Annotated in this window: 23 protein-coding genes; 20 read left to right on the top strand and 3 right to left on the bottom strand. The window is 52.9% G+C overall.

Translation table 11 applies throughout. The features are described 5' to 3' along the window. Window positions 1-3: 3 nt before the first annotated feature. Entirely contained in the window at window positions 4-681 is a 678-nt protein-coding gene (gene ybiX, locus QMZ65_RS22185) for a PKHD-type hydroxylase YbiX (RefSeq protein WP_283216692.1), read from the top strand. A 501-nt stretch (window positions 682-1,182) separates the two neighbouring features. Here the strand turns inward: ybiX and QMZ65_RS22180 are convergent. Continuing rightward, window positions 1,183-1,359 (bottom strand): hypothetical protein, encoded by a 177-nt coding sequence (locus QMZ65_RS22180; RefSeq protein WP_283216691.1) that lies wholly within the window; start codon window positions 1,357-1,359, stop codon window positions 1,183-1,185. A 1,398-nt stretch (window positions 1,360-2,757) separates the two neighbouring features. Between QMZ65_RS22180 and QMZ65_RS22175 the strand changes: the two genes are divergently transcribed. From QMZ65_RS22175 to QMZ65_RS22130, 10 genes are all read left to right on the top strand, one after another. Beyond that, a complete protein-coding gene (locus QMZ65_RS22175) occupies window positions 2,758-3,342 on the top strand; it encodes a hypothetical protein (protein WP_097116736.1) in 585 nt (194 codons plus the stop codon). A gap of 29 nt (window positions 3,343-3,371) precedes the next feature. After that, a complete protein-coding gene (gene tssJ, locus QMZ65_RS22170; RefSeq protein ID WP_097116737.1) occupies window positions 3,372-3,863 on the top strand; it encodes a type VI secretion system lipoprotein TssJ in 492 nt (163 codons plus the stop codon). Window positions 3,864-3,872: 9 nt separating this feature from the next. After that, entirely contained in the window at window positions 3,873-5,213 is a 1,341-nt protein-coding gene (gene tssK / locus QMZ65_RS22165) for a type VI secretion system baseplate subunit TssK (protein ID WP_283216690.1), read from the top strand. A 16-nt stretch (window positions 5,214-5,229) separates the two neighbouring features. After that, window positions 5,230-6,471, top strand: a complete 1,242-nt coding sequence (locus QMZ65_RS22160; RefSeq protein ID WP_097116739.1) for a DotU family type VI secretion system protein — start codon at window positions 5,230-5,232, stop codon at window positions 6,469-6,471. A 3-nt stretch (window positions 6,472-6,474) separates the two neighbouring features. Further along, window positions 6,475-10,101, top strand: coding sequence for a type VI secretion system membrane subunit TssM (tssM, locus tag QMZ65_RS22155; RefSeq protein ID WP_097116740.1), 3,627 nt, complete (start codon window positions 6,475-6,477; stop codon window positions 10,099-10,101). 14 nt (window positions 10,102-10,115) lie between these two features. Further along, window positions 10,116-10,826: a type VI secretion system-associated protein TagF gene (gene tagF, locus QMZ65_RS22150; protein ID WP_097116741.1), complete on the top strand. Its 711-nt coding sequence runs from the start codon at window positions 10,116-10,118 to the stop codon at window positions 10,824-10,826. An 11-nt stretch (window positions 10,827-10,837) separates the two neighbouring features. Further along, the gene (gene tssA, locus QMZ65_RS22145) at window positions 10,838-11,848 is read left to right on the top strand and encodes a type VI secretion system protein TssA (RefSeq protein ID WP_097116742.1); all 1,011 of its coding nucleotides are present in this window, start codon (window positions 10,838-10,840) and stop codon (window positions 11,846-11,848) included. A 71-nt stretch (window positions 11,849-11,919) separates the two neighbouring features. Continuing rightward, window positions 11,920-12,450: a type VI secretion system contractile sheath small subunit gene (gene tssB, locus QMZ65_RS22140; protein WP_045813586.1), complete on the top strand. Its 531-nt coding sequence runs from the start codon at window positions 11,920-11,922 to the stop codon at window positions 12,448-12,450. Continuing rightward, a complete protein-coding gene (gene tssC, locus QMZ65_RS22135) occupies window positions 12,450-13,946 on the top strand; it encodes a type VI secretion system contractile sheath large subunit (protein WP_097116743.1) in 1,497 nt (498 codons plus the stop codon). The genes tssB and tssC overlap by 1 nt, the downstream gene beginning before the upstream one ends. Before the next feature lie 19 nt (window positions 13,947-13,965). Continuing rightward, complete coding sequence (locus tag QMZ65_RS22130) at window positions 13,966-14,739, top strand: Ssp6 family T6SS pore-forming effector (RefSeq protein ID WP_234472763.1); 774 nt, start codon at window positions 13,966-13,968, stop codon at window positions 14,737-14,739. Between the two features lie 197 nt (window positions 14,740-14,936). Here QMZ65_RS22130 and QMZ65_RS22125 read toward each other — a convergent pair whose 3' ends face one another. After that, window positions 14,937-15,155 (bottom strand): hypothetical protein, encoded by a 219-nt coding sequence (locus tag QMZ65_RS22125; protein ID WP_097116745.1) that lies wholly within the window; start codon window positions 15,153-15,155, stop codon window positions 14,937-14,939. Between the two features lie 320 nt (window positions 15,156-15,475). On the opposite strand from QMZ65_RS22125, the gene QMZ65_RS22120 reads away from it, so the two are divergent. Together QMZ65_RS22120 and QMZ65_RS22115 are read left to right on the top strand one after the other, a co-directional pair. Continuing rightward, window positions 15,476-15,958, top strand: coding sequence for an Hcp family type VI secretion system effector (locus tag QMZ65_RS22120; protein ID WP_045813581.1), 483 nt, complete (start codon window positions 15,476-15,478; stop codon window positions 15,956-15,958). Window positions 15,959-16,215: 257 nt separating this feature from the next. Beyond that, on the top strand, window positions 16,216-16,611 hold the full coding sequence (locus tag QMZ65_RS22115) for a lysozyme inhibitor LprI family protein (protein WP_038646144.1): 396 nt from the start codon (window positions 16,216-16,218) through the stop codon (window positions 16,609-16,611). Between the two features lie 6 nt (window positions 16,612-16,617). Here the strand turns inward: QMZ65_RS22115 and QMZ65_RS22110 are convergent, their stop codons facing one another. After that, window positions 16,618-16,830 (bottom strand): hypothetical protein, encoded by a 213-nt coding sequence (locus QMZ65_RS22110; RefSeq protein WP_097116746.1) that lies wholly within the window; start codon window positions 16,828-16,830, stop codon window positions 16,618-16,620. A 79-nt stretch (window positions 16,831-16,909) separates the two neighbouring features. Here QMZ65_RS22110 and tagH point away from each other — a divergent pair, with 79 nt between their 5' ends. From tagH to tssG, 7 genes are read left to right on the top strand one after another with little or no spacing between them, the layout of a single operon-like run. Beyond that, window positions 16,910-18,721: a type VI secretion system-associated FHA domain protein TagH gene (gene tagH / locus QMZ65_RS22105; protein WP_283216689.1), complete on the top strand. Its 1,812-nt coding sequence runs from the start codon at window positions 16,910-16,912 to the stop codon at window positions 18,719-18,721. Next, window positions 18,718-19,509, top strand: coding sequence for a PP2C family protein-serine/threonine phosphatase (locus QMZ65_RS22100; RefSeq protein WP_038646150.1), 792 nt, complete (start codon window positions 18,718-18,720; stop codon window positions 19,507-19,509). Before tagH ends, QMZ65_RS22100 begins: the two co-directional genes overlap by 4 nt. 10 nt (window positions 19,510-19,519) lie before the next feature. Then, window positions 19,520-20,491 (top strand): hypothetical protein, encoded by a 972-nt coding sequence (locus QMZ65_RS22095; protein ID WP_176505713.1) that lies wholly within the window; start codon window positions 19,520-19,522, stop codon window positions 20,489-20,491. Window positions 20,492-20,507: 16 nt separating this feature from the next. Further along, window positions 20,508-21,335, top strand: a complete 828-nt coding sequence (locus QMZ65_RS22090; protein WP_097116749.1) for a type VI secretion system accessory protein TagJ — start codon at window positions 20,508-20,510, stop codon at window positions 21,333-21,335. Continuing rightward, window positions 21,325-21,885: a type VI secretion system baseplate subunit TssE gene (gene tssE, locus QMZ65_RS22085; RefSeq protein WP_097116750.1), complete on the top strand. Its 561-nt coding sequence runs from the start codon at window positions 21,325-21,327 to the stop codon at window positions 21,883-21,885. The genes QMZ65_RS22090 and tssE overlap by 11 nt, the downstream gene beginning before the upstream one ends. Window positions 21,886-21,887: 2 nt before the next feature. Then, window positions 21,888-23,762 carry a type VI secretion system baseplate subunit TssF gene (gene tssF, locus QMZ65_RS22080; protein ID WP_283216688.1) on the top strand — a complete coding sequence of 625 codons (1,875 nt, stop codon included), beginning with the start codon at window positions 21,888-21,890 and terminating at the stop codon, window positions 23,760-23,762. After that, window positions 23,759-24,808 (top strand): type VI secretion system baseplate subunit TssG, encoded by a 1,050-nt coding sequence (gene tssG, locus QMZ65_RS22075; RefSeq protein ID WP_282996554.1) that lies wholly within the window; start codon window positions 23,759-23,761, stop codon window positions 24,806-24,808. The genes tssF and tssG overlap by 4 nt, the downstream gene beginning before the upstream one ends. The last annotated feature ends 29 nt before the right edge of the window (window positions 24,809-24,837 follow it).

Here is a 24,837-nt window from a genome sequence, read left to right as displayed (position 1 = left end):
GCGATGATGTATCACATTCCTGCAGTGCTGACGCCTGAAGAGGTGGCAAATTTCAGTTCGCTGCTGCAACAGGCCGAATGGATTGACGGACGCGCCACGGTGGGCAGCCAGGGCGCAACGGTAAAAAATAATCAGCAGATTGATACGCGTACGCCGCTTTATGATCGGTTGCAAACAGCAGTGATGCAGGCTTTAAACAACAACCCGCTGTTCTTTTCTGCTGCACTGCCGCGCTCTATTTCTACACCGCTGTTTAACCGCTACGAACAGGGTGAGACCTACGGTTTTCACGTTGATGGCGCGGTGAGACATAATGGTGCTGCCGGGTGGATGCGTACCGATCTCTCGGCCACGCTGTTTCTCAGTGAACCTGACAGTTATGACGGCGGCGAACTGGTAATTGAAGACACTTATGGTCAACATAAGGTGACATTGCCTGCCGGACATCTGGTGCTTTACCCTTCGAGTAGTCTGCACTGTGTTACACCGGTGACGCGCGGCGCACGTGTGGCCTCGTTTCTGTGGATTCAGTCGATGGTGCGTGATGATAAACAACGCGCCATGCTGTTTGAACTGGATCGTAATATCCAAAGCCTCAAAGCGCGTCATGGCGATAGCGAGGAGCTGCTGTCTCTGCTGAACATGTATCACAACCTGCTGCGCGGTTGGACGGAAGTGTAGCGAATGAGGGCAGTTGCCGAGTGCTCGTACACAACCTGATGGCTCAAAGGTTCATTTTTGAACCTTTGGCGTGTTTTCATTGGGAACGTGGGCGTCAAAAATACATAAAAGGGTATGCAAGGTTCAAACATGACCCTTTTGCGATCAGAATCTGGCACAGGATGTCGATGCCAGTTTTTTAGAGACGAGGGAACGCAACGTGATGAAAAGCAAAAAAACCGCTCAGGTTTCCCTGAGCGGGTTTCTTTAAATATGGCTCCTCTGACTGGGATCGCCTTAGCCAGTAACTGGCTAATAAATAAGCTAAACCTGAATAGTAGTTCTGTCAAGACCACCATAATGACCACCACTTGTTGTTGGTTACATAAATCTGGCATGGGGACTTCCACTGCATGGGATGATCATTCATCAGATGGCTGCAACATTAGCAGGCACAAGTTAAGCTACTCGGCTATGTCACCGGTAATGATTGATTCAATGCTTAATGCCATTGGCTATACCTTACTGACGATGCTGGTTTCTGGCCTGGTTTGAAGGGGTTAACGGGTTCAACTGGTTTAACTGGTTGCCGGGTCGCCATTGGGTTTGATAGTGGTGACCAGCTCCGGTGGCATTGCCGAGCATCGGCTGATTGAACATGTGTTGAGGATCATTATCAACGGATTTCGATCCTACCATTTAATATTCTACTGGTGGCGCTGATTCCTTTTACGCGTTTTCTGGTTGGCACGTCGCTTGGAACCTGAGCAGCGATTGTTCCACTGTTGATCACCGCGACGCTTTATTTTGCCCGCGTGGCGAACGTGTCATTGCGCGAGGAGGATCGTGGTTTGATTGATGCCGTACGTATCATGATGGTCAGCTAATTGCGTATCGTCTGGGAAATGTTGGTACCGGAAGCGTTACCGGGCATTCTGGCAGGACTCGTTATTACATTAGTGGCGCTGGTCGGGGCATCCGCGATGGCCGGGGCAATTTGTGCCGGGGGCAGGGTGTTCTCGCGAGTCGTTATGGCTATCAGCGGTTTGAAACTAATGTGATGCTGGCGGTAATCACGGGGTTGATCATTCTGGTGTGCGGTATTCAATGGCTGGGCGATCGTCTGGTGCTAAAGTGGATAAAACGTCATTAGTGACGATTTCCCTGTAAAGGCGCGGTTTATCGCGCCATTTTTTATCTTTCTTCCGTTCATTCCTGCCTGAACCATCCATTCATTTCATTTCCTTTACATTCATGCCGGGCGTTTCTGTCTAAGATGCAGGCGAAATTCTGCGATAAACGGACAAAATATCCGCTTCGTAATGTTTTTTAAGTATAAAAACCTGACCTGTCATGGTTAACCCAAATTGAGTAAACACTTCTTCAATCAGTGCCACTTTGTTTGTGAATTTTTATGAATTTTTGATGGATGGTTTTTTATCTTAAGTGGTAATTTTCTTATGTATTCAATGTTTTTTTGAGAAAAATCTGATTTCAGTAGCGCAAGGCGGGGTAAGTTTCCATTAAATACATTTGTTAAGCAATGTTTATGTATGTTTCTAAGGGGAGCGGACGTTGATATTTTGTCAGGCTTATGTAAATCTTTCGCGGATGTAAATACATGGATGATTATTTGTGCTCGCGAGCGGATTTAACTGAGCTCGTGCGGTAGCTATGGAGCTACAAGTTGATCTTAAATTATTGATTTAGATCGATTGCGATCCATGTTTCTCGCGATTAATATTCGTCACGACTTTTGCACCCTGATTGAGTGGTTTCATATGGCAGGGTGGATTTCAGACCAGGAATGTCATTAGTAAATCTTGTGAACGCTGCTTTACCCTATTTTTGTTGCAAATATTGATCACTTTGATGAATGTTTTCATTGCAACCTAAAATCCTTCCTGGTCTTGCACTCCCTTTTATTGCATCTCAATTACATAATTTGTATTGATCTATTTTAACTTGATATTTGATCTAAAGGTTCCAGAAAACTCCGGAGCCAAACTATCAAATGGTCCTGAATGTATAGGCTTGTCCCTGCATTTAGTGATTTGTTTTGCTAACAACCGGCCAATGGCCATTTTTTAGAGATTAATGGAACTAAACATGAAGAAAATGGTGAATCTCCGCATCGCGTTAAGCCTGCTGTTTGTCCTTGCTATGGCAGGTTGTAAAGCGCCACCGCAAATCACTGATGACACCCTGGAGACCAGCACCGTTGACGGTGTAGCGTTGGTCCACCGCCATGCTGTTATACCACCTGGGCAATTCAGCCCCATCAACGAGGCCTATCGTGCGCTTTACCCGACGTCTGTTATGACCCGTCCTGATTTCGGCGGCAAAGTGGTGACCAGTCTTGAAACCGGTGGAACCTACACCGTACTCGGTATGGTAGAGAACAATTGGCTAGCAATTGGCGAGTTGCCTCAGCAGGCAGAAGCCCCGGCTGAAGGCCAGAAAACCGACGATGCAAAAGCTGTAGCCTCACCAGCCGCAGCTCAGCTCACAGGCTATGTACCGTTCCGTGCGTTGGTGAAAAGCGATCTTTATGATCAAACCCTGAAAGCGGATCAGCCTAAACGCCGTGTACGTAGTGCCAAGAAAAAGACCTGCGTCTCGGTTGATGGCGACAGCAAAGCCTGCCAGAACGGAAACAGTGGTACCTGGATCATCAACTAAGCGCGCTGAAGAAGATGGAGGGAAAGGTGATGGTGATAAACCGTCTGAGAATGTGCTTTCTTCCGCTGTTCGCCTTGCTACTGGCCGCATGCAGTAGCGGGCAGCCTTCAGTGGCGCGTTACAACCTGCATATGCAGGCGCATCCGCAAATCAATTCGGGCGCGCCGCTCAAAGTTCGGGTGATGCTATTAACCTCTGATGCCGCATTTATGTCTGCGGACTTCTATTCTCTGCAAAACCAGCCAGTCACGGTACTGGGCAATTCACTGTTGAACAATCAAGAGTTTTTCCTGAGGGCAGGGCAGCTTAGCAACACGCTCAGTGGCAAAAGCCTGGAGGAAGCGCGCTTCATCGGCATCATGGCGGAATACCAGACATTGGATAGAAAAGTCTGGCGTCTGGCGCTGCCCTTCCCGGATGGGAATAACGGTGCGTTCTGGCAATTCTGGAAAAGTCATGATGGCGAGCTGGATGCCAACATCGTTGCCGATATCAATGGCCTGCGCCTGGTTAAGCAGTAAAGGATGATTATGAACAGAGCCGAAAAGGTGGTGTGGACGGAAGGTATGTTTCTGCGGCCACATCACTTCCAGCAGTCAGAAAATTTTCTGCACAGTACCTTACGTGAATGGGGTCAGTCCCAGCGCGTCTACACCTGGGGATTTTTTGACGTTGAATTTGATGAGGCGCTGTTGCGTCAGGGCAAGCTGGCCTTAAATGCGGCCAGCGGCTGCCTGCCGGATGGCACTTTTTTTGCCTTCAGCCAGCCTCAGCAGGGACCGGCTCCGTTGGATCTGCCAGACAATGTCGATCGGGCAAAAGTGGTGCTGGCGATCCCGACGCGACGCAATGGACGTGAGGCTGTGACATTTCAGGATTCACAAGACTCACTGGCGCGTTATCTGGCATGGGAAAGCGAGGTGGAAGATGACAACGCAATGGCGGTGGGGGCAGCCACGGTTCAATTCGGTAAATTGCGCCTGCGCCTGATGCTGGAGCAGGATCTCACCGCAGAATGGACGGCGATGGGGGTGGCGCGCGTAGTGGAAAAGCGCAGTTATAATCACCTTCGTCTCGACAGCGATTATATCCCACCGATGCTCACCCTGACCGAGAGTCACGGGCTGCAAAGTATGATGAACGATCTGCATGGCTTGATTCTGCAACGCAGCCAGCAACTGAGTCAGCGCACACCGGGTACCGGTCGTTTTAACAGCGCCGATATGGTCGATTTCATGCTGCTGGCCTTGTTAAACCGGCAGTTGGGTCTGCATGCACATCTGCAAAGCTTACCGTTACTGCATCCTGAATCTCTGTTTAGTCATTGGCTACAACTGGCGTCGGAGCTATGCACCTGGTCATCCGCCCGCACGCCGGATGTGTTTCCGCGTTATGACCATGACGATCTGCATGGCTGCTTTACGCACTTGACCTTGCAAATGCGGCAGGCGTTGTCGCAGGTGATGGAGGAGAGCGCCATTCAACTGCCTCTGACCCAGCGCTCACATGGATTGAATGTGGCAACGGTGCCGGAAAGCAGCATGGTGCGCGAATTTGGTTTCGTGCTGGCGGTAAAAGCCAATGTACCTGTCGATGCAATAAAAACCCATTTCCCAGCGCAGATGAAAGTCGCCCCTGTCACCAAAATTCGCGATCTGGTGCAACTTCAGTTGCCTGGCCTGACGCTAATCAGTATGCCGGGTGCGCCACCGCAAATCCCATGGCATGCAGGTTACAGCTACTTTGAACTGGATAAAAACAGTGAGTTGTGGAAGGAGATGGAACGATCAGGCGCCTTTGCGCTTCATCTCGCCGGAGAATTTCCTGGCCTGAATATGGAGTTCTGGGCCATTCGCAGTCAGTCAGAATAATCAAAACTGAGCACGCATGATGCAGCCACAACAGAAATCGAATAGCGATGTCACACAGCCCGACGTGAGCCACCAGAATGCGTTGGTGGCAGCGGCCAACCCGCTGATTAACGCCATCCCGCAGATCCGGCACTCCGTTTCCCATGACGATCCCGCACGTCTGCGTCAGCAATTGATAGACCAGATCCGTCACTTTGAACTGCGTTGTCAGCAGTCGGGCCTGAGTTATGAAGTGATCATCGGTGCGCGTTATTGCCTGTGCACCGCACTGGATGAAGCCGCCGCGCTGACGCCTTGGGGCAGCCGCGGCGTCTGGACCAGCAAAGGTTTGCTGGTCACTTTTCATAATGAAACCTGGGGCGGAGAGAAGTTTTTCCAGTTGCTGGCAAAACTGTCGCAGAATCCGCGTCAGCATATCCTGTTACTGGAATTGATCTACTTTTGCCTGCTGCTCGGTTTTGAAGGGCGCTATCGGGTACTGGACAATGGGCGCTCGCAGCTGGAAACCATCAAACAACGACTGTTGCAGATGATCAAAAGCGTACGCGGCAGCTATGCGGCGGCGCTGTCGTTGCATCCGACCGATCAACCGGTGTTGCGCAAGTTGTGGCGTCCGATGATCCCGCTGTGGGCCTGCGCTGCAGTGGCCGCGCTCGGTGCCTGTCTGTTCTATATCATTCTCAACTGGCGGCTGGGGGACTACACCACACCGGTGCTGGCCAACATCTACCAAACTTCATTACCGGAAATACAGATTCGTCATCCGGCACCGCCGCCACCGGCTGCGCTCAATCTGAAAACGTTCCTCAAACCGGAAATTGATGCTGGCCTGGTCGTGGTGCGGGATGAAGCCGATCAAAGCGTCGTGACGCTAAAAGGGGATGGCTTGTTTACCTCCGGCGCAACCACGGTGCGGGGCCGTTATGAAGCGGTTATCGAACGTATTGCGGCGGCGATGAATAACGTCAGCGGCAAGATTCTGGTGGTGGGTTACAGCGATAACGTACCGATCCGCAGCGCCCGTTTTGCTTCCAACTATGAACTCTCGCTGGCACGTGCCCAGACGGTTCAGAGCTTGCTGCAAAAGCAATTGACCCAACCGGCACGCGTGAAAGCGGAAGGGCGTGGCGAGAGCAATCCAATTGTGCCAAATACCAGTGCTGAGAACCGTGCGCGTAACCGTCGTGTGGAGATTACGCTGCTGGTGGCGCCGGATGCGACGCTAGCTGAACTCAACGGCCTGGCGAGAGGGAACTAATCCATGCTGAATATGCTTTTTGCCGTGCTGACCAGCCGCCTCGCCTGGGGTTTTGTCGGTATCACGGCGCTATCATTTATCATCTGGGTGATTGGCCCGGTGTTCTCGATTGTCGATTCGCGGCCGCTTGAACCTGAGCAGAATCGCGTGATCAGTATTGCCTTGCTGTATCTGGTGTGGGGTTTGAGCCAGGCGATTCCTCGCCTCTACAACATGTGGCTCAACCGTAAACTGATGTCGAGCCTGGAAACCCGCCCGAGTGGCGAATCTGAACAGGACAGAAAACGCCTCACCAACGAGGAGCAAGTGCTGGCGAGCCGTTTTGGCGAAGCGACGGAGATGCTGAAAAAAGCGCATTTCCAGCGTCATAACAGCAAAGGGACGCCGTTTTGGGCACAGCGTTTCAGCCGTCAGCATCTCTACCAATTGCCGTGGTACATGATCATCGGCGCTCCGGGGGCCGGTAAAACGACTGCGCTGGTCAATTCGGGTCTGCAATTCCCGCTGGCGGATAAGTTTGGTAAGGCCGCGCTGCGGGGTATCGGGGGCACGCGCAACTGCGACTGGTGGTTTACCAATGATGCTGTGCTGCTGGACACCGCCGGACGCTATGCCACCCAGGAGAGCCAACAGGAGCGTGATGCCAGCGAGTGGCACCACTTTTTGGGGTTGCTTTGCAAATACCGTGGTCGCCAGCCGATCAATGGTGTCATCGTCACCCTGAGCGTGGCGGATTTACTTAGCCAGACGCCGGAAGCCTTGCGCAATCAGGCCCTAACCTTACGCCAGCGTCTGATGGAGTTGCACGACCGCCTCGGTATTCGTTTCCCGGTCTACGTGCTGGTTACCAAAGCGGACTTGTTGAAAGGGTTTCGTAGCTATTTTGCCGGGCTGGATAAAACCCAGCGCGAACAAATCTGGGGCTTTACCTTTCCCTGGGCGCAGGCGTCTACGGCTGATTTCGAACTGAGTAGCCAGTTCCAGCAGGAGTATTCGCTGCTGCAACAACGTCTGGATGCCGGGCTAGCCGATACCTTGCTGGCTGAAGGCGATGCCCAGTCGCGCGCGGATAGTTATCTGTTCCCGCAGGAGTTTGCCGCATTACGTCCGTTGCTGGCCGAAGCACTGGAGACCTTATTCGCCCGCTCCGATTTTGAAACCCAGTTCGCTCCGCGCGGTATCTACTTTGCCAGTGGTACCCAGGAAGGACTGCCGTTTGACCGCGTGATGGGGGAGTTAACCCGCGCGTTGCATTTGCCGGGACAACAGAACGGTGAATTAGGTCGCTGGGATCAGGTTGGCAAAGATGCACCCATCCCCCCGACCAAAGGGCAAAGCTTTTTCCTGAAAGACATGCTGGAAGATGTGGTATTTCAGGAATCCGGCCTGGCAGCCAGCAATCGCTGGTGGGAACTGCGCAATCGTGCGGGATTATGGTCCGGCTATCTGGCGCTTTTGGTCATTGTGGTCGTTGCAGGGGTGTTGTGGCTGACCAGTTACAGTAAAAATAAAACCTATTTACAGGAGATGGCAGCAAAGACGCCGCAAGTTGAGCAACTTGGCGAACAACTGCAACGCCAGGGTAATGGCGATTTGTTTGCGCTGGTGCCTTACCTCAATACGCTGTTGCATCTGCCGGAGAGCAAAGACTTCTCATTGCAGGAACCACCGCTAACGCGTCGTATGTGGTTATACCGTGGCACTGAAGTAAGTGACGCCAGCCAGGCACTTTACAGCAAAGCGTTGAAGCAATTGTTGCTGCCGCAGGTGGCACAAAACATCACCCGCTGGCTGCGTAATGACAACGGCAGTGATGCGGATTACAGCTACGAGGCGCTGAAGGCATATCAGATGCTGTATCAACCTAAGCATTATGACGGCAAGTTCCTGCAAGCCTGGCTGATGCTGAATATCTCGCGTGAGCTACCGCAGAACGTGACCCAGCAGGAAGTCAAACAGCTGGCGTGGCATCTGCAACAGTTGCTGGAAACGCAAATCCAATCCTCGCCTTATGCGCAGGATGATGCGCTGGTAAAGCGCGAGCAGGCGCTGATTAATCAGATGCCGCTATCACAGCGCGTCTACGGACGCCTTAAGCGCCTGCTACAACGTGATGGCAGCTTACCTACGGTTACCCTCGCCGCGCTCGGTGGCCCGCAAAGCGAACTGGTGTTCTCACGTAAAAGTGGAAAGTCGGTTAACGATGGCGTCGCAAGCCTGTATACCCCGGACGGATACTGGCAGCACGTTGATAAGCAAATTGCGCCGGTAACTCAGGCACTGTATCAGGACGATCGCTGGGTATTGGGCGGCACCACGCAACAGGAAAACAGCCAACAGACCGACTTAGCGGTGCGCCAGCTCTATATGCAGGATTACATTCGTCAGTGGGAACAATTCCTCAGCGATATTCAGCTCAATAACAGCGCTGATCTGGCACAGCGTATTAACACCGCTCGTTTACTTTCCGGCAACCACTCACCATTGCGCCAGTTGGTTATCAACCTGAGTAAAGTGTTGACGCTGACGCGTCCGATAACAGATGACAAAGCAGCACAAACCGCGCCGCCAGCGTCAGACAATAGCGCTACCCGCACCTTGCAGGCGTTATTTAGTGCGCCGAAGGCCAGTGCGGCACAGAACGAAGCGAATCCGGCACCAGAACAGGTAGTGGGTGCGCACTTTGCCTCGATTATCGAACTGGCGCAGCCGTTACAGCAGGGCAGTAAAGTGCTGGCGGTGGATGATTTTCTGCACCAGATTGACGATCTCTATCGTTACCTGACCGCGGTGCAAGATGCGGCTAACAGCGGTATGCCACCGCCATCGAGTGATGCCATTAGCCGCGTACAGGCCAGTGCGGGTCGTTTACCTGGTACATTACAAAACATGGTTTCCAGCATGGCGGTGGGGGCCAGTTCAGACGCCCAGCGTCGCGATATGGATAACGTACGCAAACGTATCCAGATGGCGGTGGGCAGTTTCTGTCAGCAGGCTATCGCCGGACGTTATCCGCTGGTGCGCAATGGTCGCAACGAAGTAACTCCCGATGACCTGGCACGCATGTTTGCGCCGGGAAGCGGCCTGATGGACAGCTTCTTCCGTGACAATCTGGCGAGCAAAGTTGATACCACCCACGCGGCCTGGCGTTTCACACCCGGGATTGATGGCAAAACCTTGCCGGGTGGTGAAGCGTTGCTGCGTCCGTTCCAGCAGTCGCAGTCAATTCGCGATGCGTTCTTTACCAATGGCGCGACCACGCCATCTTTTCGCGTCACACTGCGCACGGTAAAAATGGATAACGAAATCCTCACCCTGACGCTGGATGTCGATGGGCAGATCCTGCGCTACAGCCATGGCCCACAGGCGGTACAAATGGTCAGTTGGCCGGGGCCTGGTGGCACCAGTCAAGTGCGTATGCAGCTTGGCTTAACTAATGGTACCACCTCCACGCTGGTCACCAGTGGTCCCTGGGCGCTGAATCGCTTTTTCGATCGCGCCCGGCTGACACAGTCCGGCGGCCTGACGCGCGAAGCCAACTTTAACGTGGAAGGACATCAGGTCACGCTGTCATTTACCCCCGGCAGCATTCGCAACCCGTTCCAGCTTCCCGCTTTTAGCTGTCCCTGAATCGGAGCCTTACGATGACGCAATACGCAGCACCCGGCTGGTACGGCAAAATCCCCAGTGCGGGGGACTTTGTTAAGCGACGCATTCCCGACAGCTTGCTACGGCAATGGTCACACTGGTTTCAGGTGGGGTTACACCACTGGCAAACCAGTGCCGAAGGGGAGAATGCGCCTTCTCGAGCGTTTCTCAGCGCTCCAGTATGGAATTTTGTCGTGCCACCGATGCTCGGCAGCCAACTGGTGCAGATGGGGAGCCTGACCGCTTCACGCGATAGCGTTGGCCGCCACTATCCGCTGTGCGCCCTGCGCCACTTCAGCCCGACAGAATGGTCGCCTGCCATGCTGGGCTATGCGGGCGACTGGTATCAACAGGTCGGCAACACACTACTGCGTGTGGTGCGCGACGGTAGTAGCCCGGAACAGTTGGATCAGGCTTTGCTCAGCATTCCTCTGCCGCAGCAGCCAGAGGAGGAGGCATCAGAGATTCTGGCGATTATTGGTGAAGGGAGCAGCGTGTCGAACCTGAGCTGGCAACTGCCTTCCGACATCTTTGATCCCCAGTTTTACACCAGTTTCTGGTGGACCAATCAAAGCGACGGCTTCCCGTTATACACCCATGTGCATAGTGGCAACTTCACCGCCCAGTTATTTTCGCTGCTGTTTGACCCGGCAGGCGGTGCGAAGCCCGGACGAAATGGACTTTACCCCCCGATGTTTGAATCCTGAGGTGCAACCGCATGAATATTAATCTCGACGCGTTGCTGGCGCCGATCGGTAATGATGACCCTTGCGGCGACAACCTGGAATATCACGCTGATTTTCAGGCGATGGAGCAGGCCAGCGCGGGTAAAGCTGAGCAACAGTTTGGTGAAACCATTATCCCGGCTGAGCCAGCTGACTGGAACCGGGTAGAAAAGCTGGCGACGGAATTGCTGAGCCGCAGCAAAGATTTACGCGTGATGCTGGCCCTCACCCAGGCGTGGACCCATCTTAATGGCCTGCCAGGCTATGCGCAGGGGCTGGAACTGATTGAAAAAGCACTATTGCGTTACTGGGAACCGCTCTGGCCACGGCTGGAAGAGGACGGCGAACAGGATCCGTTCTATCGCATCAATGCGCTGGCACTGCTTGAAGACGCTTCTGCGTTAACGGCAGCCGTGCGCCAGGCCTGGCTGTTACGTCAAGCCTCGGACGGTATCACGCTTCGTGATGCAATCGCCCTGTGTGATGGCAGCAAATTAGAGACACCTGACTACCCAGGCGGGATGGCGCGTCTGCGCGACGAACTGGCGCAGCAGGGGCAACCCGCCGCTGCCACCTTGCAACACATCTATCAATACCTGCAAAGCCTGCACGCGCTGCTCGCCGAACGTCTCGGGGAAAGCGCGGTGCCTGATATGACGCAGTTGCAGAAAAGTTTTGCCTTGCTGGTCAGCCTGACGCAATCCGCAAACTCAGCGGAGGCACTGCCAGATGCTGCTGATGATCAGCCCGCAGACGTGCCAGCATCTACGGCGACTCGTAATGCGCCAGACTGGCGGACAGTACAGCTTACCAGCCGCGCGGATGCCCAATTGATGCTGGAAAAGGTGAAGCAATACTTCGCCCAGCATGAGCCAAGCCATCCGGCGCCGTTAATGATTGACCGCGTACAGCGGCTGGTCGAACTCGATTTTATGGACATCATCCGCGATCTGGCACCGGACGGCGTTCATCAGTTGCAAAACATCTTCGGACGCCACGACTAACGCCGCGTCCCTCTTTTCATCACGCAGTGACACCTGCGCGCCTTAACCGCGCATCATTTATGGAGAAAATCATGGCCACTATGAAATCCAGCGGGCAGAAATTTATTGCCCGCAATCGCGCGCCCCGCGTTCAAATTGAATATGACGTGGAGATTTATGGTGCGGAACGCAAAATCCAGCTGCCGTTCGTGATGGGCGTGCTGGCAGACCTCGCTGGCAAGCCACTGGAACCGCAGGCTGCTGTTGATGATCGTAAATTCCTTGAAATCGATATTGATAATTTTGACGAGCGCATGAAGGCGATGAAACCGCGTGCGGCGTTTCAGGTTGAAAACACCCTGACGGGTGAGGGAAAACTCAATGTCGAACTGACCTTTGAAAGCATGGATGACTTTTCACCTGATGCGATTGCACGCCACGTTGAGCCATTAAACAAGCTGCTGGAAGCACGTACCCAGCTTGCTAACCTGTTGACCTATATGGATGGTAAAAACGGCGCGGAAGAGTTGATTGGCAAAATTCTGCATGACCCGACGCTACTGCAGGCGCTGACGCATCTGCCAAAGCAAGCCGACGTAGCAGAAGGTAAGGAGGAAGAATAATGAGCGAGAAATTGCAACAGCAGGCGGAAAGCGCATCCAGCTTCAGCCAGGATGAATTCAGCGCGCTTCTCAGTAAAGAGTTTCGTCCGAAGAACGATCAGGCGCGGGAAGCGGTTGAAAACGCGGTCAAAACTCTGGCCCAGCAAGCGCTGGAGAACAGCGTTACCATTTCCAACGACTCGTACCGCACTATCCAGTCACTGATCGCTGAAATTGACGAGAAATTATCGGCGCAGGTAAACCAGATTATTCACCACCAGGATTTCCAAAAACTGGAAAGCGCGTGGCGTGGCCTGAGTTATCTGGTGAACAACACCGAAACCGATGAGATGCTTAAAATTCGCTTTATGAGTATTTCCAAGCAGGAGCTGGGACGTACCCTGAAACGTTACAAAGGTGTGGGCTGGGATCGCAGCCCGCTGTTCAAGAAAATCTATGAGCAGGAATACGGCCAGTTTGGTGGCGAACCTTTCGGTTGCCTGGTCGGTGATTACTACTTTGATCATGGCCCACAGGATGTGGAGTTGCTGGGAGAGATGGCACGTATTGGCGCAGCGGCACACTGTCCGTTTATTACCGGTGCGGCACCCGAAGTCATGCAGATGGAGTCATGGCAGGAACTAGCGAATCCACGCGATTTGACCAAGATTTTCCAGAACACTGAATATGCTGCCTGGCGCAGTCTGCGTGAATCAGAGGATTCACGTTATCTCGGCCTGGTGATGCCACGTTTCCTTGCTCGTCTGCCATACGGTATCCGTACTAATCCGGTGGACAGTTATGATTTTGAAGAGCAAACGGATGGCTCTGATCATGGCAATTACGCCTGGAGTAACGCCGCCTATGCGATGGCAGCCAACATCAACCGTTCCTTCAAAGAGTACGGCTGGTGCACCTCAATCCGTGGTGTGGAATCGGGCGGGGCGGTAGAAAACTTACCGTGCCATACCTTCCCGAGTGACGATGGTGGTGTGGACATGAAATGTCCAACTGAGATCGCCATCAGCGATCGTCGTGAAGCGGAGCTGGCGAAAAACGGTTTTATGCCACTGGTACATCGTAAAAATTCGGACTTCGCGGCCTTTATTGGTGCGCAGTCATTGCAGAAACCGGCGGAATACCACGATGCCGACGCTACCGCCAATGCGCGTCTGGCGGCGCGTCTGCCGTATATGTTTGCCTGCTGCCGCTTTGCTCACTATTTGAAGTGCATTGTGCGTGACAAAATCGGCTCATTCCGTGAGCGCGATGAGATGGAGCGTTGGCTGAATGATTGGGTGATGAACTATGTCGATGGTGACCCGGCCAACTCCTCGCAGGAAACCAAATCACGCAAACCGCTTGCCGCAGCCGAGGTGAACGTTGAGGAGCAGGAAGACAATCCGGGTTATTACGCGGCGAAATTCTTCCTACGTCCGCATTATCAACTGGAAGGTCTGACGGTATCGCTGCGTCTAGTATCGAAACTGCCTTCGCTGAAAAATGACAATACGTAAGTTTTAATAAGGATGTGCGATGCCTGAGTTTTACCAAGCAGAACACATCCTGAAACTTATAGGATGTCAGGCGCTAAATGGCTTTGCGCCTGATGTCTTCTGGAATCATCGCTGTTTAAAAAGGATTCGGGATATGGATTCGCCGAAAAGTATTGCTGATGGCATGCTGGCCCTGTTCAATACCAAAAAGAAATCGGATGTTGAGACGTTTATGGTAAGTGCGCTGAGTGGATTTGCCGCTATTCCAGGTGATCTCTATGCGCTGACCAAAGACTTTCTTGATAGTGACCATCGCTGGGATAACGAAACGGATCGCATCCGCTTGATCAGCCTGCTGAAGAAGGGAGCGACAAGTGATGATCTGCGCAAGTTGATAAAACTCGTGGTTGAGCAATATTTTAAACGGCTTAGCGAAGAGCAGTTAGAAAAATTACTGGTAAAAATGGGTGGTAGTGCAGCGGGATCTTTTGCTTTTAAATACCTGTTTGTTAATGAGATCGTGTCACGATTCTTTATCCGGGTCATCCCTAAGTTTCTTTTTAGCGCGGGGATGACAGGGATCATCACCATTGGTGCTTCTGTTTCAAGGTCAATCTATACCTCGCGGGATTTGATGAAAAAGAATAAGGAGGTCTATGCCATGTTGCGCGGTGCAGGTGATCTCGATTTACTCTATTTTCTGCTACAAGATAATATTGACCCTTGGCTGGATGCGATTGCACTACAACAGAATAATTCGCCACTGGCGCAAGAGGTGTTTTCGAACTTTCTGGAAGGAATACGTGATGTTTAAAAAATCAGCTCTCTATATCATGAGCCTTTTGCTGACCTTTTTGTCTGCGCTGATTTTAATAACATGTGTAGGTTATTATATTCTGTTCTTTGACTGGGATATCTCTTTGGTGGGGAAAGTTATCAACGCAGTTCTGATAATTATTTCAATAACTGCGTCAATTGCAATCTATGCAGTAGCCGAAAAGTTAAAGCGAACTAATTAAACGGACTTTTGTGTACTCTTTTATATAAAATAAAAATAATAGCGATGCAGAGCACTGCAAAGATAATTTTACCGGCAATGATTCCGGTGGAATCGGCATTAAAGTTTTCATAACGAGAAACCAGAACTATTGATTCGATAATATCTGCGATTGAATAGAGTGAGAGCAGCGATAACACTAATATCAGGGATGCTGAGATGACCTTTTTCATATTCGTTCCTTCGGTAAACTTTTGATACGCTGGGCTACTATAGACTATCTGTCAGGTCGCTGTCCATGAAATGAGTGCGTGAAGTTCGGGCATGCAAAAGGGAATCAGGTTTTCAATATATATATCGATTTAAAAACGCATACAAGTTTTTGTCGGATATAAATTCGGCAATACGTTATCTGAAATATTGTTTACGACACTGTTTCAGAAGCAAGGCAAAGGTAAAATATGGACTGTTTTATTCAGCCCCATGCTTTTCTTTTTGCCATATCCTTGCTTTTTTTAAAGCAACAATCTCAATCAATTAAGAGAGAAAGATAATGGCTATTGATATGTTTATGAAGGTCGACGGCGTTACCGGCGAGTCTAAAGACTCAAACCACACTGGCTGGACCGATATTACCTCTTTCTCATGGGGAGCTTCTCAACCAGGCAATATGTCTGTTGGCGGTGGCGGCGGTGCGGGTAAGGTTAATTTCAACGATCTGCACGTCAATGCACTGATCGATAAATCCACCACTGCGCTACTGAAGAACTGCGCCAGCGGTAAGCATCTCACGAAAGTCGAACTCTCTATCTGTAAAGCGGGTGGCACTCAGGTTGAATATGCTCGCATTACACTGGAAGACGTGCTGGTAACTAATGTGAACTATAATGGCTCTGACAATGGCGATACGCTGGGAATGAGCTATTCTTTCCAGGCCTCTAAAGTTAAGCAGCAGTATTGGGAGCAGAGCTCTTCTGGTGGTAAAGGTGCAGAAAGCAGCTCAGGCTGGAACATTAAAGAAAACAAAGAAGCGTAATATTATTTATTTGTTAACTCTGCAGTAATTTGTAGCGGCGCGATTTAGTTTCTTTTCAAAGGTGCGCGATAAATCGCGCCGCTACAATGTTATGGGGCTTAAAGCGGGTATTGGTGTTTACTATGATAATAGTGCGACGGAAAAATTCCAGAACTCCTCGCTGAAATCTATTGCTGAATTACGCAAGGCCTATCTAAAGTAAAACTCAGCGGTCTTCATAAGGACGCTGAAAAATTTTAAACGATAAGGACGTTGGTATGAAAAAGGGAATCATTGTCTTTCTGTTTATCGGTGTGTTACAGAATTACGCTAATGCAGAGGATGTTTGCGGCAAAGCTGTGAATGATGGTGAGGTTTTCTCCTGCTTTAAATCCGCAAAACAGACAGCAGAAAAAACGTTAAATGAAGAGTATCTCGCAACAAAGAATAGAATCGCGGCTGAGTATTCCGCCTCACCGGCAGCTTTGCAAAGCTATACGTTAACCTTAACCGAGTCACAGCGCGGCTGGCTAAAGTATCGCGATGGTCAATGTAACCTTGAGTCTTTTATGGCTGAGAAAGGAACCGTTACTTACGATGCGCTTAAGGATAAATGCATTGCCAGAGTTGACCTGGAACGTGTTGAGCAACTTAAATCGATTCCTTATGAATAATTATTGCTAATTACTTCTTCTTGCTGACTCCTGTTTGGGGGCCGCTGCTTGTAATAAACTCAAGACAAATAAAATTTCTAATTGTTTAATTATTATATCTTCTCTCTCATCTTTTTTTGATAAATCCCACATTCTATAGTGAAGCGATTTATCGCGCAGTTTTAAACTAATAATCAACCAGCTAAAAAGAGCGCGATAAATCGCGCCGTAGCCCGTCATAAAAACGCTTCCTATATTCCGCCTCTTTCACGAGAGAGGCGCGATATAGATGCCGAACAGCCAACCGCAGGAATCCGTTATGCGCTTTACGATAATAACGACTAAACCCGGCCATCAGCCGCCGCAGACTCTCTTTAACTTCTTACCTCCCGGCGGCACCATTGGTCGTGGGGTGGATAACAATCTGGTATTACCTGATGATGACCGTACCATTTCCCGATTACAGGCCATTGTGCATATTACTGCTGACGGTGAATGTCGTCTGACCAACCGTGGTAATGTCACTCGCGTGCTTCTTAACGATATTCCGCTGGAACGTGGGCGTCAGGTGGAATTGCAGGACGGCGATATTATTGGCATTGATGATTATCAGTTGCTGGTTAACGATACTCACGCCGCATCGTCTGCCAGCGTGGTCGCTAAGCCAGCCGCCAAAGCGGCAATCATTGTCGATGAGCCAGCCACAGCGGTGAGCAGCACTGCCGCAATCCCCAGTGAGATCTGGGACAGCCTGGCGAAAGAATTTTCCATCTCTGACGATTTATCGCAACGTAACAAACCTGCGCCAGCGTCATCCGAAGCTCATCCGCTGACTGCTCCCGCTGCCGCCGAACGTAATCCGGAAAATCCACTGGCTGCGCTGATCAGTGATGCGCCACTGGATATCGGCCAACAGCCGACTCATCGCAGTTTGTTTGATGAAGAGGATGCGTTGTTTGCCCAGGACAGCATTTTTGATGATGCGACCCCGAGCGCGCTGGTCGGGCAGAAGAGTGTTGCGGCCTCTGCACCGGTTGAGAAGCAGCCTGATGAGCTGGATCCTCTTAGTCTGTTTGGCTGCCAGAATACCCCCGATCCCCGCCATCACGATGACCCACTAGGTTTAATGATGAGCGGGGCGGTTCCGCTGGCGCAACCCGAAGTACCGCCGCTGCCAGAAGTTGAACCAGAACCAGAACCAGAGCTAAAGCCAGCTTCGGTCGCGCCTGACGCCGTTGATCTGGCTGAACTTAGCAGCTCGCCATTATTTGATGATACCGACACGGCGCCTGCGCCAATAGTGGCTGAAGAAGCTGAAGAAGCTGAAGAAGCTGAAGAAGCTGAAGAACCGACCGAAACCAGCCCGACACCGCTTGAATATGGTGGTATCACCTTGCCGACGCCGCAGGCGGTGCAGCGTACTCCATCACCTACCCCTAAAGGGCGTCTGCGCATTGATCCGGTGGCGTCTCACAGCCAGCGCGAGGCGGCGGCTCAAAGCAGTGGTGATGCGCTGAAAGGTGAGTTACTGGATGCCTTGCTGGAAGGAATGGGTCTACAGGATTTGCAGCCCACGCCGCAGTTCGATTGCGATCAGATGCGCCAGTTTGGCCAGATGCTCAGCATGTTCTCGCAGGGTACCGTCGCATTACTCTCATCACGTTCCATTCTCAAGCGTGGCGTAAAAGCAGATATGACGGTGATCCTCGACGATGCCAATAACCCGTTCAAACTGCTGCCCTCTGGCAAAACCGTGCTGATGCAGATGTTTGGTAGCCGGATGCCCGGCTTTATGCCGCCGCGCCAGGCGGTACGTGATGCGCTGATCGATCTTCAGGCGCACCAGTTAGGGATGATCGCCGGTATCCGCGCCATCATCGCTTCTATGCTGCAATCCTTTAATCCTGATCAGCTAGAAGCAGAAGCGCGCGAGGCAGGTTCCGTATCTCGCCTTGGTCTGCCGGGGAGCCGTAAAGCGGCGTTGTGGGAGCATTTTGTCGAGCGCTACGGCGAAACTGCTGGCGAGATCGAAGATGACTTTCACACCCTGTTTGGCGAAGCTTTCCTGCACGCCTACGACATGGAAGTTAATCAGTATAAAGATTCACAAACCCACACGGATGACGCATGAATATCACTATTGCTTCCACGTCGAATCAGGGCGACCGCGCCAGCAATCAGGATCAGACCGGTGAGATTATCGGTGAACGTTCAGCCTGCTTTGTCGTCTGTGACGGCGTGGCCGGTTTCCCGGGTGGAGACGTCGCTGCCACTATCGCCCGCAGCAGTTTAATGGAGACGTTTAACGGCGAAACCCATCTGAATGCGCAGTCGATACGTAACTATGTCAATCACGCGAATCACTCCATCCGTCAGCAACAAAAGGCCAGCAGCGAGCACAGCCGGATGGGCACAACACTGGTGAGCCTGTTTATCGATCGTGATTACGGCCTGGCTTACTGGGCACACGCCGGTGACAGTCGCCTTTATCTGTTTCGACGCGGTTATCTCTTCCACGTCACCACTGACCACAGCCTGGTGCAGCAAATGAAAGATGCCGGGCATCAGACCGAGGGCATCAACACCAATTTGCTCTATTTCGCGCTCGGTATGGGCGACGAGCAGCGTGATGCCAGCTACAGCGATGTGGTGGCGATTGAGGACGGTGATGCCTTTCTCCTGTGTACCGACGGCTTCTGGCATGGGGTCACGCTGGAACAGATGCAGCAGTCACTGCATATGGTCAACACGCCGCAAGAGTGGCTCACGCTGATGCAGCAAATCATTAAAAACGAACAACCGGAACAGGGGCAGCAGGACAACTTTAGTGCGCTAGCCGTGTGGGTTGGTTCACCTCAGGACACCACCTTACTGCACTCGCTCTCAGATGCGGCGCAGTTTTTCCCTCTTCGCGATTGAGAACGCCAACATGAAATATGGATTATTGGGGCTGGCTGCGCTGCTACTGAGTACACAGGCCTTGGCTGAGAACTACCGCATTGTGCAGTCCCCGGCACAGAAACTGGATGTCTGGATCGATGACGTCAAAGATAACCAGCTGGCGAGTTGGTGTCAGAAGAGTGTGGATCTGCGTATCGTCAGCAAAGGTGAAAAAAGTGCCAGCGTGCTGGATGGCTTCCTGCCGCGTGTCGCCGGATTAATGGCGTCGCAGTGCAAATCGCTGCAACAACTGCACTGGCAATTGCAGGATGCAGAAGGTAATGCACTGGCAGAAGGTACTGCCGAGCGGACGAAAGATTGGCAGCCGGTGGTTACCCCGCCACCGCAGGCGGCGATCCCAACACCTCAGGTAGCCACCCCGACACCGACTATCAGTTCACCGCCTGCGGACACCACGCCCTGGCAGCAATTCAGTCTGTTAGATGGCTGCCACTTCCGCACCTGGTGGCAGCAACCGGCTCAATTCAGCGCCATCTTTGTGCCGACAAAGCAGGGGCTGGTGTGTGGCAAGGATGGCTGGTTGAGCGGCAACAGCAATCTGACACAGATGGGTAACGGGGCCACAAAATCAGTCTCTGTGACTTATTTACAAGGTTTCCCGATTGCCGGGTTAAGCAGCGGGCAGTCGACCAGCGAACTGACCATCACCACCGTCAACCGTGAACGTATGGTGCTGGCTAATGAGAAATCCCCGGAAAGCTGGTTGGTGCTGCCGTTCAGTACCCAATTTAATGGCTGGCAGGCACCGCAGCAGGTGGTAGTGCAGATGCACGCCAGCGATGCAGCCGATGAAAGCGCACTGCGCGCCCGCTTGCAGGAAGTGCGCAAAGTCTGGTTGCCGTGGTTGAAAAGCGCCGCGCCGCTGAAAGTACAACTGGTGGAGCAACTGCATCCGGAATTGAAAGATCCGGCCGCAGCGGCTTACCGCACCCTTAACTAGCGCAAAAGGAGTTTGCATGGAGTCATTACAACAACGTCTGGCTGATGCATCACTGGCAGAGAATCTGGCCCGTACCACGGCGCAGATTCAGGCCAATCCTGCCGATGCCAACCTGCGAGCCACCTTTGTCCAACTGCTGTGTATGGCCGGTAACTGGACGCGTGCACAGACACAACTGCAATCCTGGCTGGCGCTTACCCCACAGGCACAACCCACCATCACTCTGTTGCAACAGGCGATTGCCGGGGAATTACAACGTGCGGCGGTGTTACGCGGTGAGTCGCAGCCCCAACTGCCAGGCAGTGCCTGGGCATGGAGTGAAACCCTGCTGGCGGCGTTGCAAGCCGAGGTCAAGGGGGATGAGGCACGCGGCGCAGATCTACGCCAGCAGGCGCTGGAGCAAGCCGACGCCAATCCCGGTACCTTAGAGCAGCAGGACCAGTCAGTGGCGTTCCCGTGGTTGATGGATGGCGACAGCCGTTTTGGTCCAGTATGTGAAGCCATCGTCAATGGTCGTTATTACTGGGTGCCGTTTGCCGCTATCCGGGAAATGCAGTTCCAGGCACCGGCCAGCGTAACGGATTTGGTGTGGCGTCATACGCTGATCCAACTGGTGGATGGCAGTGAACAGGTGTGCCAGATTCCGGTGCGCTATCCCTTACCGGCGCAAGCGGAGGAATCCTGGCTGCGCGCCAGCGTCACCGAATGGCAGCCGCTGGGCAACGTTGACAGCCAGTTTATCGGTCTGGGACAGAAAGTCTGGCTAAGCGACAGCGCGGAATTCTCACTGATGACACTTCAGCGCATCACTTTTAACGATATCGGGCCAGCTTATGAGTCGTGAAGACGGCTATGCACAGCTGCACGGCGGCTATCGTGCACGTAAAACCCGCGACACGCTGACCTCACGCGACAAGTTGCAGTCCTCGCTGCTCGATCGCCTGACAGATGATGCACCGGATAAACGGAGCGAGCCGAACAACAGCGTCCTGATTACCCATAACACGCTACGCCGCCATGTGCTGCGCGATTTACAGTGGCTGTTTAACACTATCAATAACGAAGCGCAGCAGGATCTCAGCCCGTTTGGTGAGGTACAGCGATCGGTATGGAATTTCGGTGTCGCGCCGCTGGCCGGACAAAACATGTCGGATATCGAATGGCCGGACATCCAGCGCAAAATGACCAATGCCATTTTGCATTTTGAACCACGCATATTGCCACAGGGTTTGCAGGTCCGTTGTGTCAGCGATCTGACGGCGCTAGACCTGCACAACGTGTTATCGATTGAGATCAAAGGTCGTCTATGGTGTGTGCCTTATCCGCTGGAATTTCTGTTTCGTACCCAGGTCGATCTTGAGAATGGCCATTTCGAACTACAGGATGCGGGGTAATCATGGACAGCAAACTGCTCGACTACTACAACCGTGAACTGGCCTATCTGCGTGAGATGGGCGCCGAGTTTGCCGAACGTTATCCCAAAGTGGCAGGTCGGCTGGGGATGGGCGGCATTGATATCGCCGATCCTTACGTAGAACGGTTAATGGAAGGCTTTGCATTTCTCACCTCACGTGTTCAGCTAAAAATGGATGCGGAATTTCCGCGCTTTTCTCAGCGAATGCTGGAGATGATTGCACCTGGCTATTTAGCGCCAACACCGTCAATGGCGATTGCCCAATTGACGCCGGATAGCCGCAAAGGGAATATCAGCAACGGTTTTCTGGTGCCGCGTGGCACCATGATGGAGAGCCAGAGCCTGAAGAAATCGGGCGTCACTTGTAGCTATACCACGGCGCATGACGTGATGTTGCATCCGTTACGCATCAGCGATGTGACGCTCGGCGGCGTACCCGGTGACATTCCGCTGGGTGAGCTGAAATTGAGCGCTCTGGGTGCAGCCAGCGCATTACGCATCAGAATTGAGTGTGAAGGCGTTTCCTCCCTAAGCCAACTGACAATCGATGAACTGATGCTTTACCTCAGCGGCCCGGATATTCAGGCGCTAAGGTTGCTGGAACTGTTGATGCAGCATCGTGTGGGCATCGTGCTGCAATCGGTGGAGCCACAGCCGCAGCGTCAGGTACTGGCCGATAACGCGCTGCAACAACAAGGTTTTGCGCCGGAGCAGGCATTGTTACCGGACGATTTGCGCAACTTCGATGGCTACCGTCTGTTGCAGGAATATTTTGCTTTTCCGGCAAGGTTTCAGTTTATCAGCCTGCATCAACTGGCGGCGCTATTGTGCCGTTGCGAACATGCCACAGCCTTCGACATCATTATTCTGCTGGATAAGGCCGATGCCGAACTCGAGAGTGTGGTGGATCGCAGCCATCTGGCGCTGCATTGTACGCCGGTGATTAACCTGTTCCCGAAAATGGCAGAGCGACTAAAAGTCAGCGATAGCCAACATGAATATCACCTGGTGGTGGATAATATACGCCCGCTGGATTACGAAGTGCATTCGGTGCAACGCTTGTTTGCCAGCGTACAAGGGCAGCGCGAGGAACAGGTATTCCGACCCTTCTGGAGCACCTTCAGCGCGGATAATGGTGACTACGGCGCCTATTTTTCCCTGCGTCGTGAACAGCGCACGCTGTCTGAGCATGCGCAACGCTATGGCACTCGCACCGGCTATATTGGCTCTGAAGTGTTTCTCTCGCTGGTGGATGAACACCACACACCGTGGCGCGATGATATGCGCCATCTCTCCGCTGAGGTCATGTGTACCAGCCGTGATTTACCGCTGATGCTGCTGCAACAGGAACACGGCCAGTTTGTGATGCCGGATTCAATCCCGGTGAGTCAGCTGACATTGTGCAAAGGGCCAACGCCACCGCGTCCGGCGCTGGCAGAAGGCTTATCCTCCTGGCGGCTGATAAGCCATCTGCAAATGAACTATCTGAGCCTGATGGACAGCGCTGACGGAGAAGGGGCAGCCGCCTTGCGCCAGTTGTTAAGTCTGTACGCCAATCTGGCGGAAGCGCCAGTGGCGCGCCAGATTGAGGGCATTCGCCATTGCCAACTGAGTGCGGTACATCGGCGAGTGCCGGAACCGGGGCCCGTCGTGTTTGCACGTGGGGTCAGTATTGCGCTGGAAGTGGATGAGCAGGTGTTCTCCGGAGCCAGTCCATGGCTGTTTGGCAGCGTGCTGGAACGGGTCTTCTCGCGATTGGTGGCGCTCAACAGTTTCACCGAACTGACGCTGAGCAGCCAGCAACGTGGCGAAGTGGGTTACTGGCCGCCGCGTATGGGCAAGAAGGCGCTGCTATGAGTGAGGTTGCACAGATTATCCATCTATCGCGCGCCAGCCGTCTGCCGGACGATTTCTGGCCAGCGGTGATGGCGACTCCCTGGCGCTATGACCTGTTCCAACTGTTGCGTCGGTTAAATGCGCAAAGTGGTCAGCGTTATGCGCTGGGGCGTGCACCCCTGCCAAAGTTCGAAAGCCTGCGCATCGGCCAGATGCCCTCCCTGACCTTCGCCCCGGCGACGCTCGCCTCGGTGCGCGAGCGCAAGGAAGAGGGGCGTCATGATGTCTCCATCTACAGCTTTGGCCTGTTTGGCCCTAACGGGCCGCTACCTACGCACTTGACTGAATATGTTCGCGAGCGTATCGACCATCATCAGGATCACAGTCTGGCGGCTTTTGCTGACCTGTTTCATCACCGGGCCACTTTACTGTTTTACCGCGCCTGGGCGGATGCGCAGCCGACCGCTTCTCTCGATCGCGGCGATGATAAACGTTTTCAGGATTATCTCGCCTGTCTGGCCGGGATTGGTTTTCCGGCTCAGCAACAGGCCAGCTCGCTCAGCCTGCATGCGCGCCTGATGTTGGTGGGGCATCTCAGTCGCCACGGACATGATGCGGAAGGTCTGGTGCGCATTTTGCGCCTTTATTTTGGTATCCCGGTGCGGCTTGAGCAAAACCAACCGCAGTGGCTGACGCTGGATAGCCGCGATCAGGCACGCCTGGCCGCCGGGCGGCACATGCCACGCCTCGGTGAGTCGGCTTTTCTCGGGGTGGCGGTGCGCGATGTGCAGCACCGTTTTCGCCTGCGTTTGGGACCACTCACCGCCGCGCAATATGCCCACTTCTTACCCGATGCGCCAGGGGCATGTGAAGTGCGCGACTGGGTGCAGCACTACATCGGTATTGAAATGCAGTGGGATCTTAGCCTGATCCTTGCCGCGAATGAGGTCGAGGGTACGGCCCTGGGCGGCAGCGCCCGACTCGGTTACACCAGTTGGCTGGGACAACCAGCACAGCCTGTCGATCGTGAAGATTTTGTTTTTGAAGTTGAGGCAGCCTCACGCTAGCCCATCGCCTTTTCCTGTCACATAGCCTG

This window comes from Pantoea sp. EABMAA-21 (assembly GCF_030053335.1).
GTDB classification, from domain to species: Bacteria; Pseudomonadota; Gammaproteobacteria; order Enterobacterales; family Enterobacteriaceae; genus Pantoea; species Pantoea communis.
Note: the sequence above shows the minus strand (reverse complement) of the source record. Positions and strands in the feature narration are given on the sequence as shown.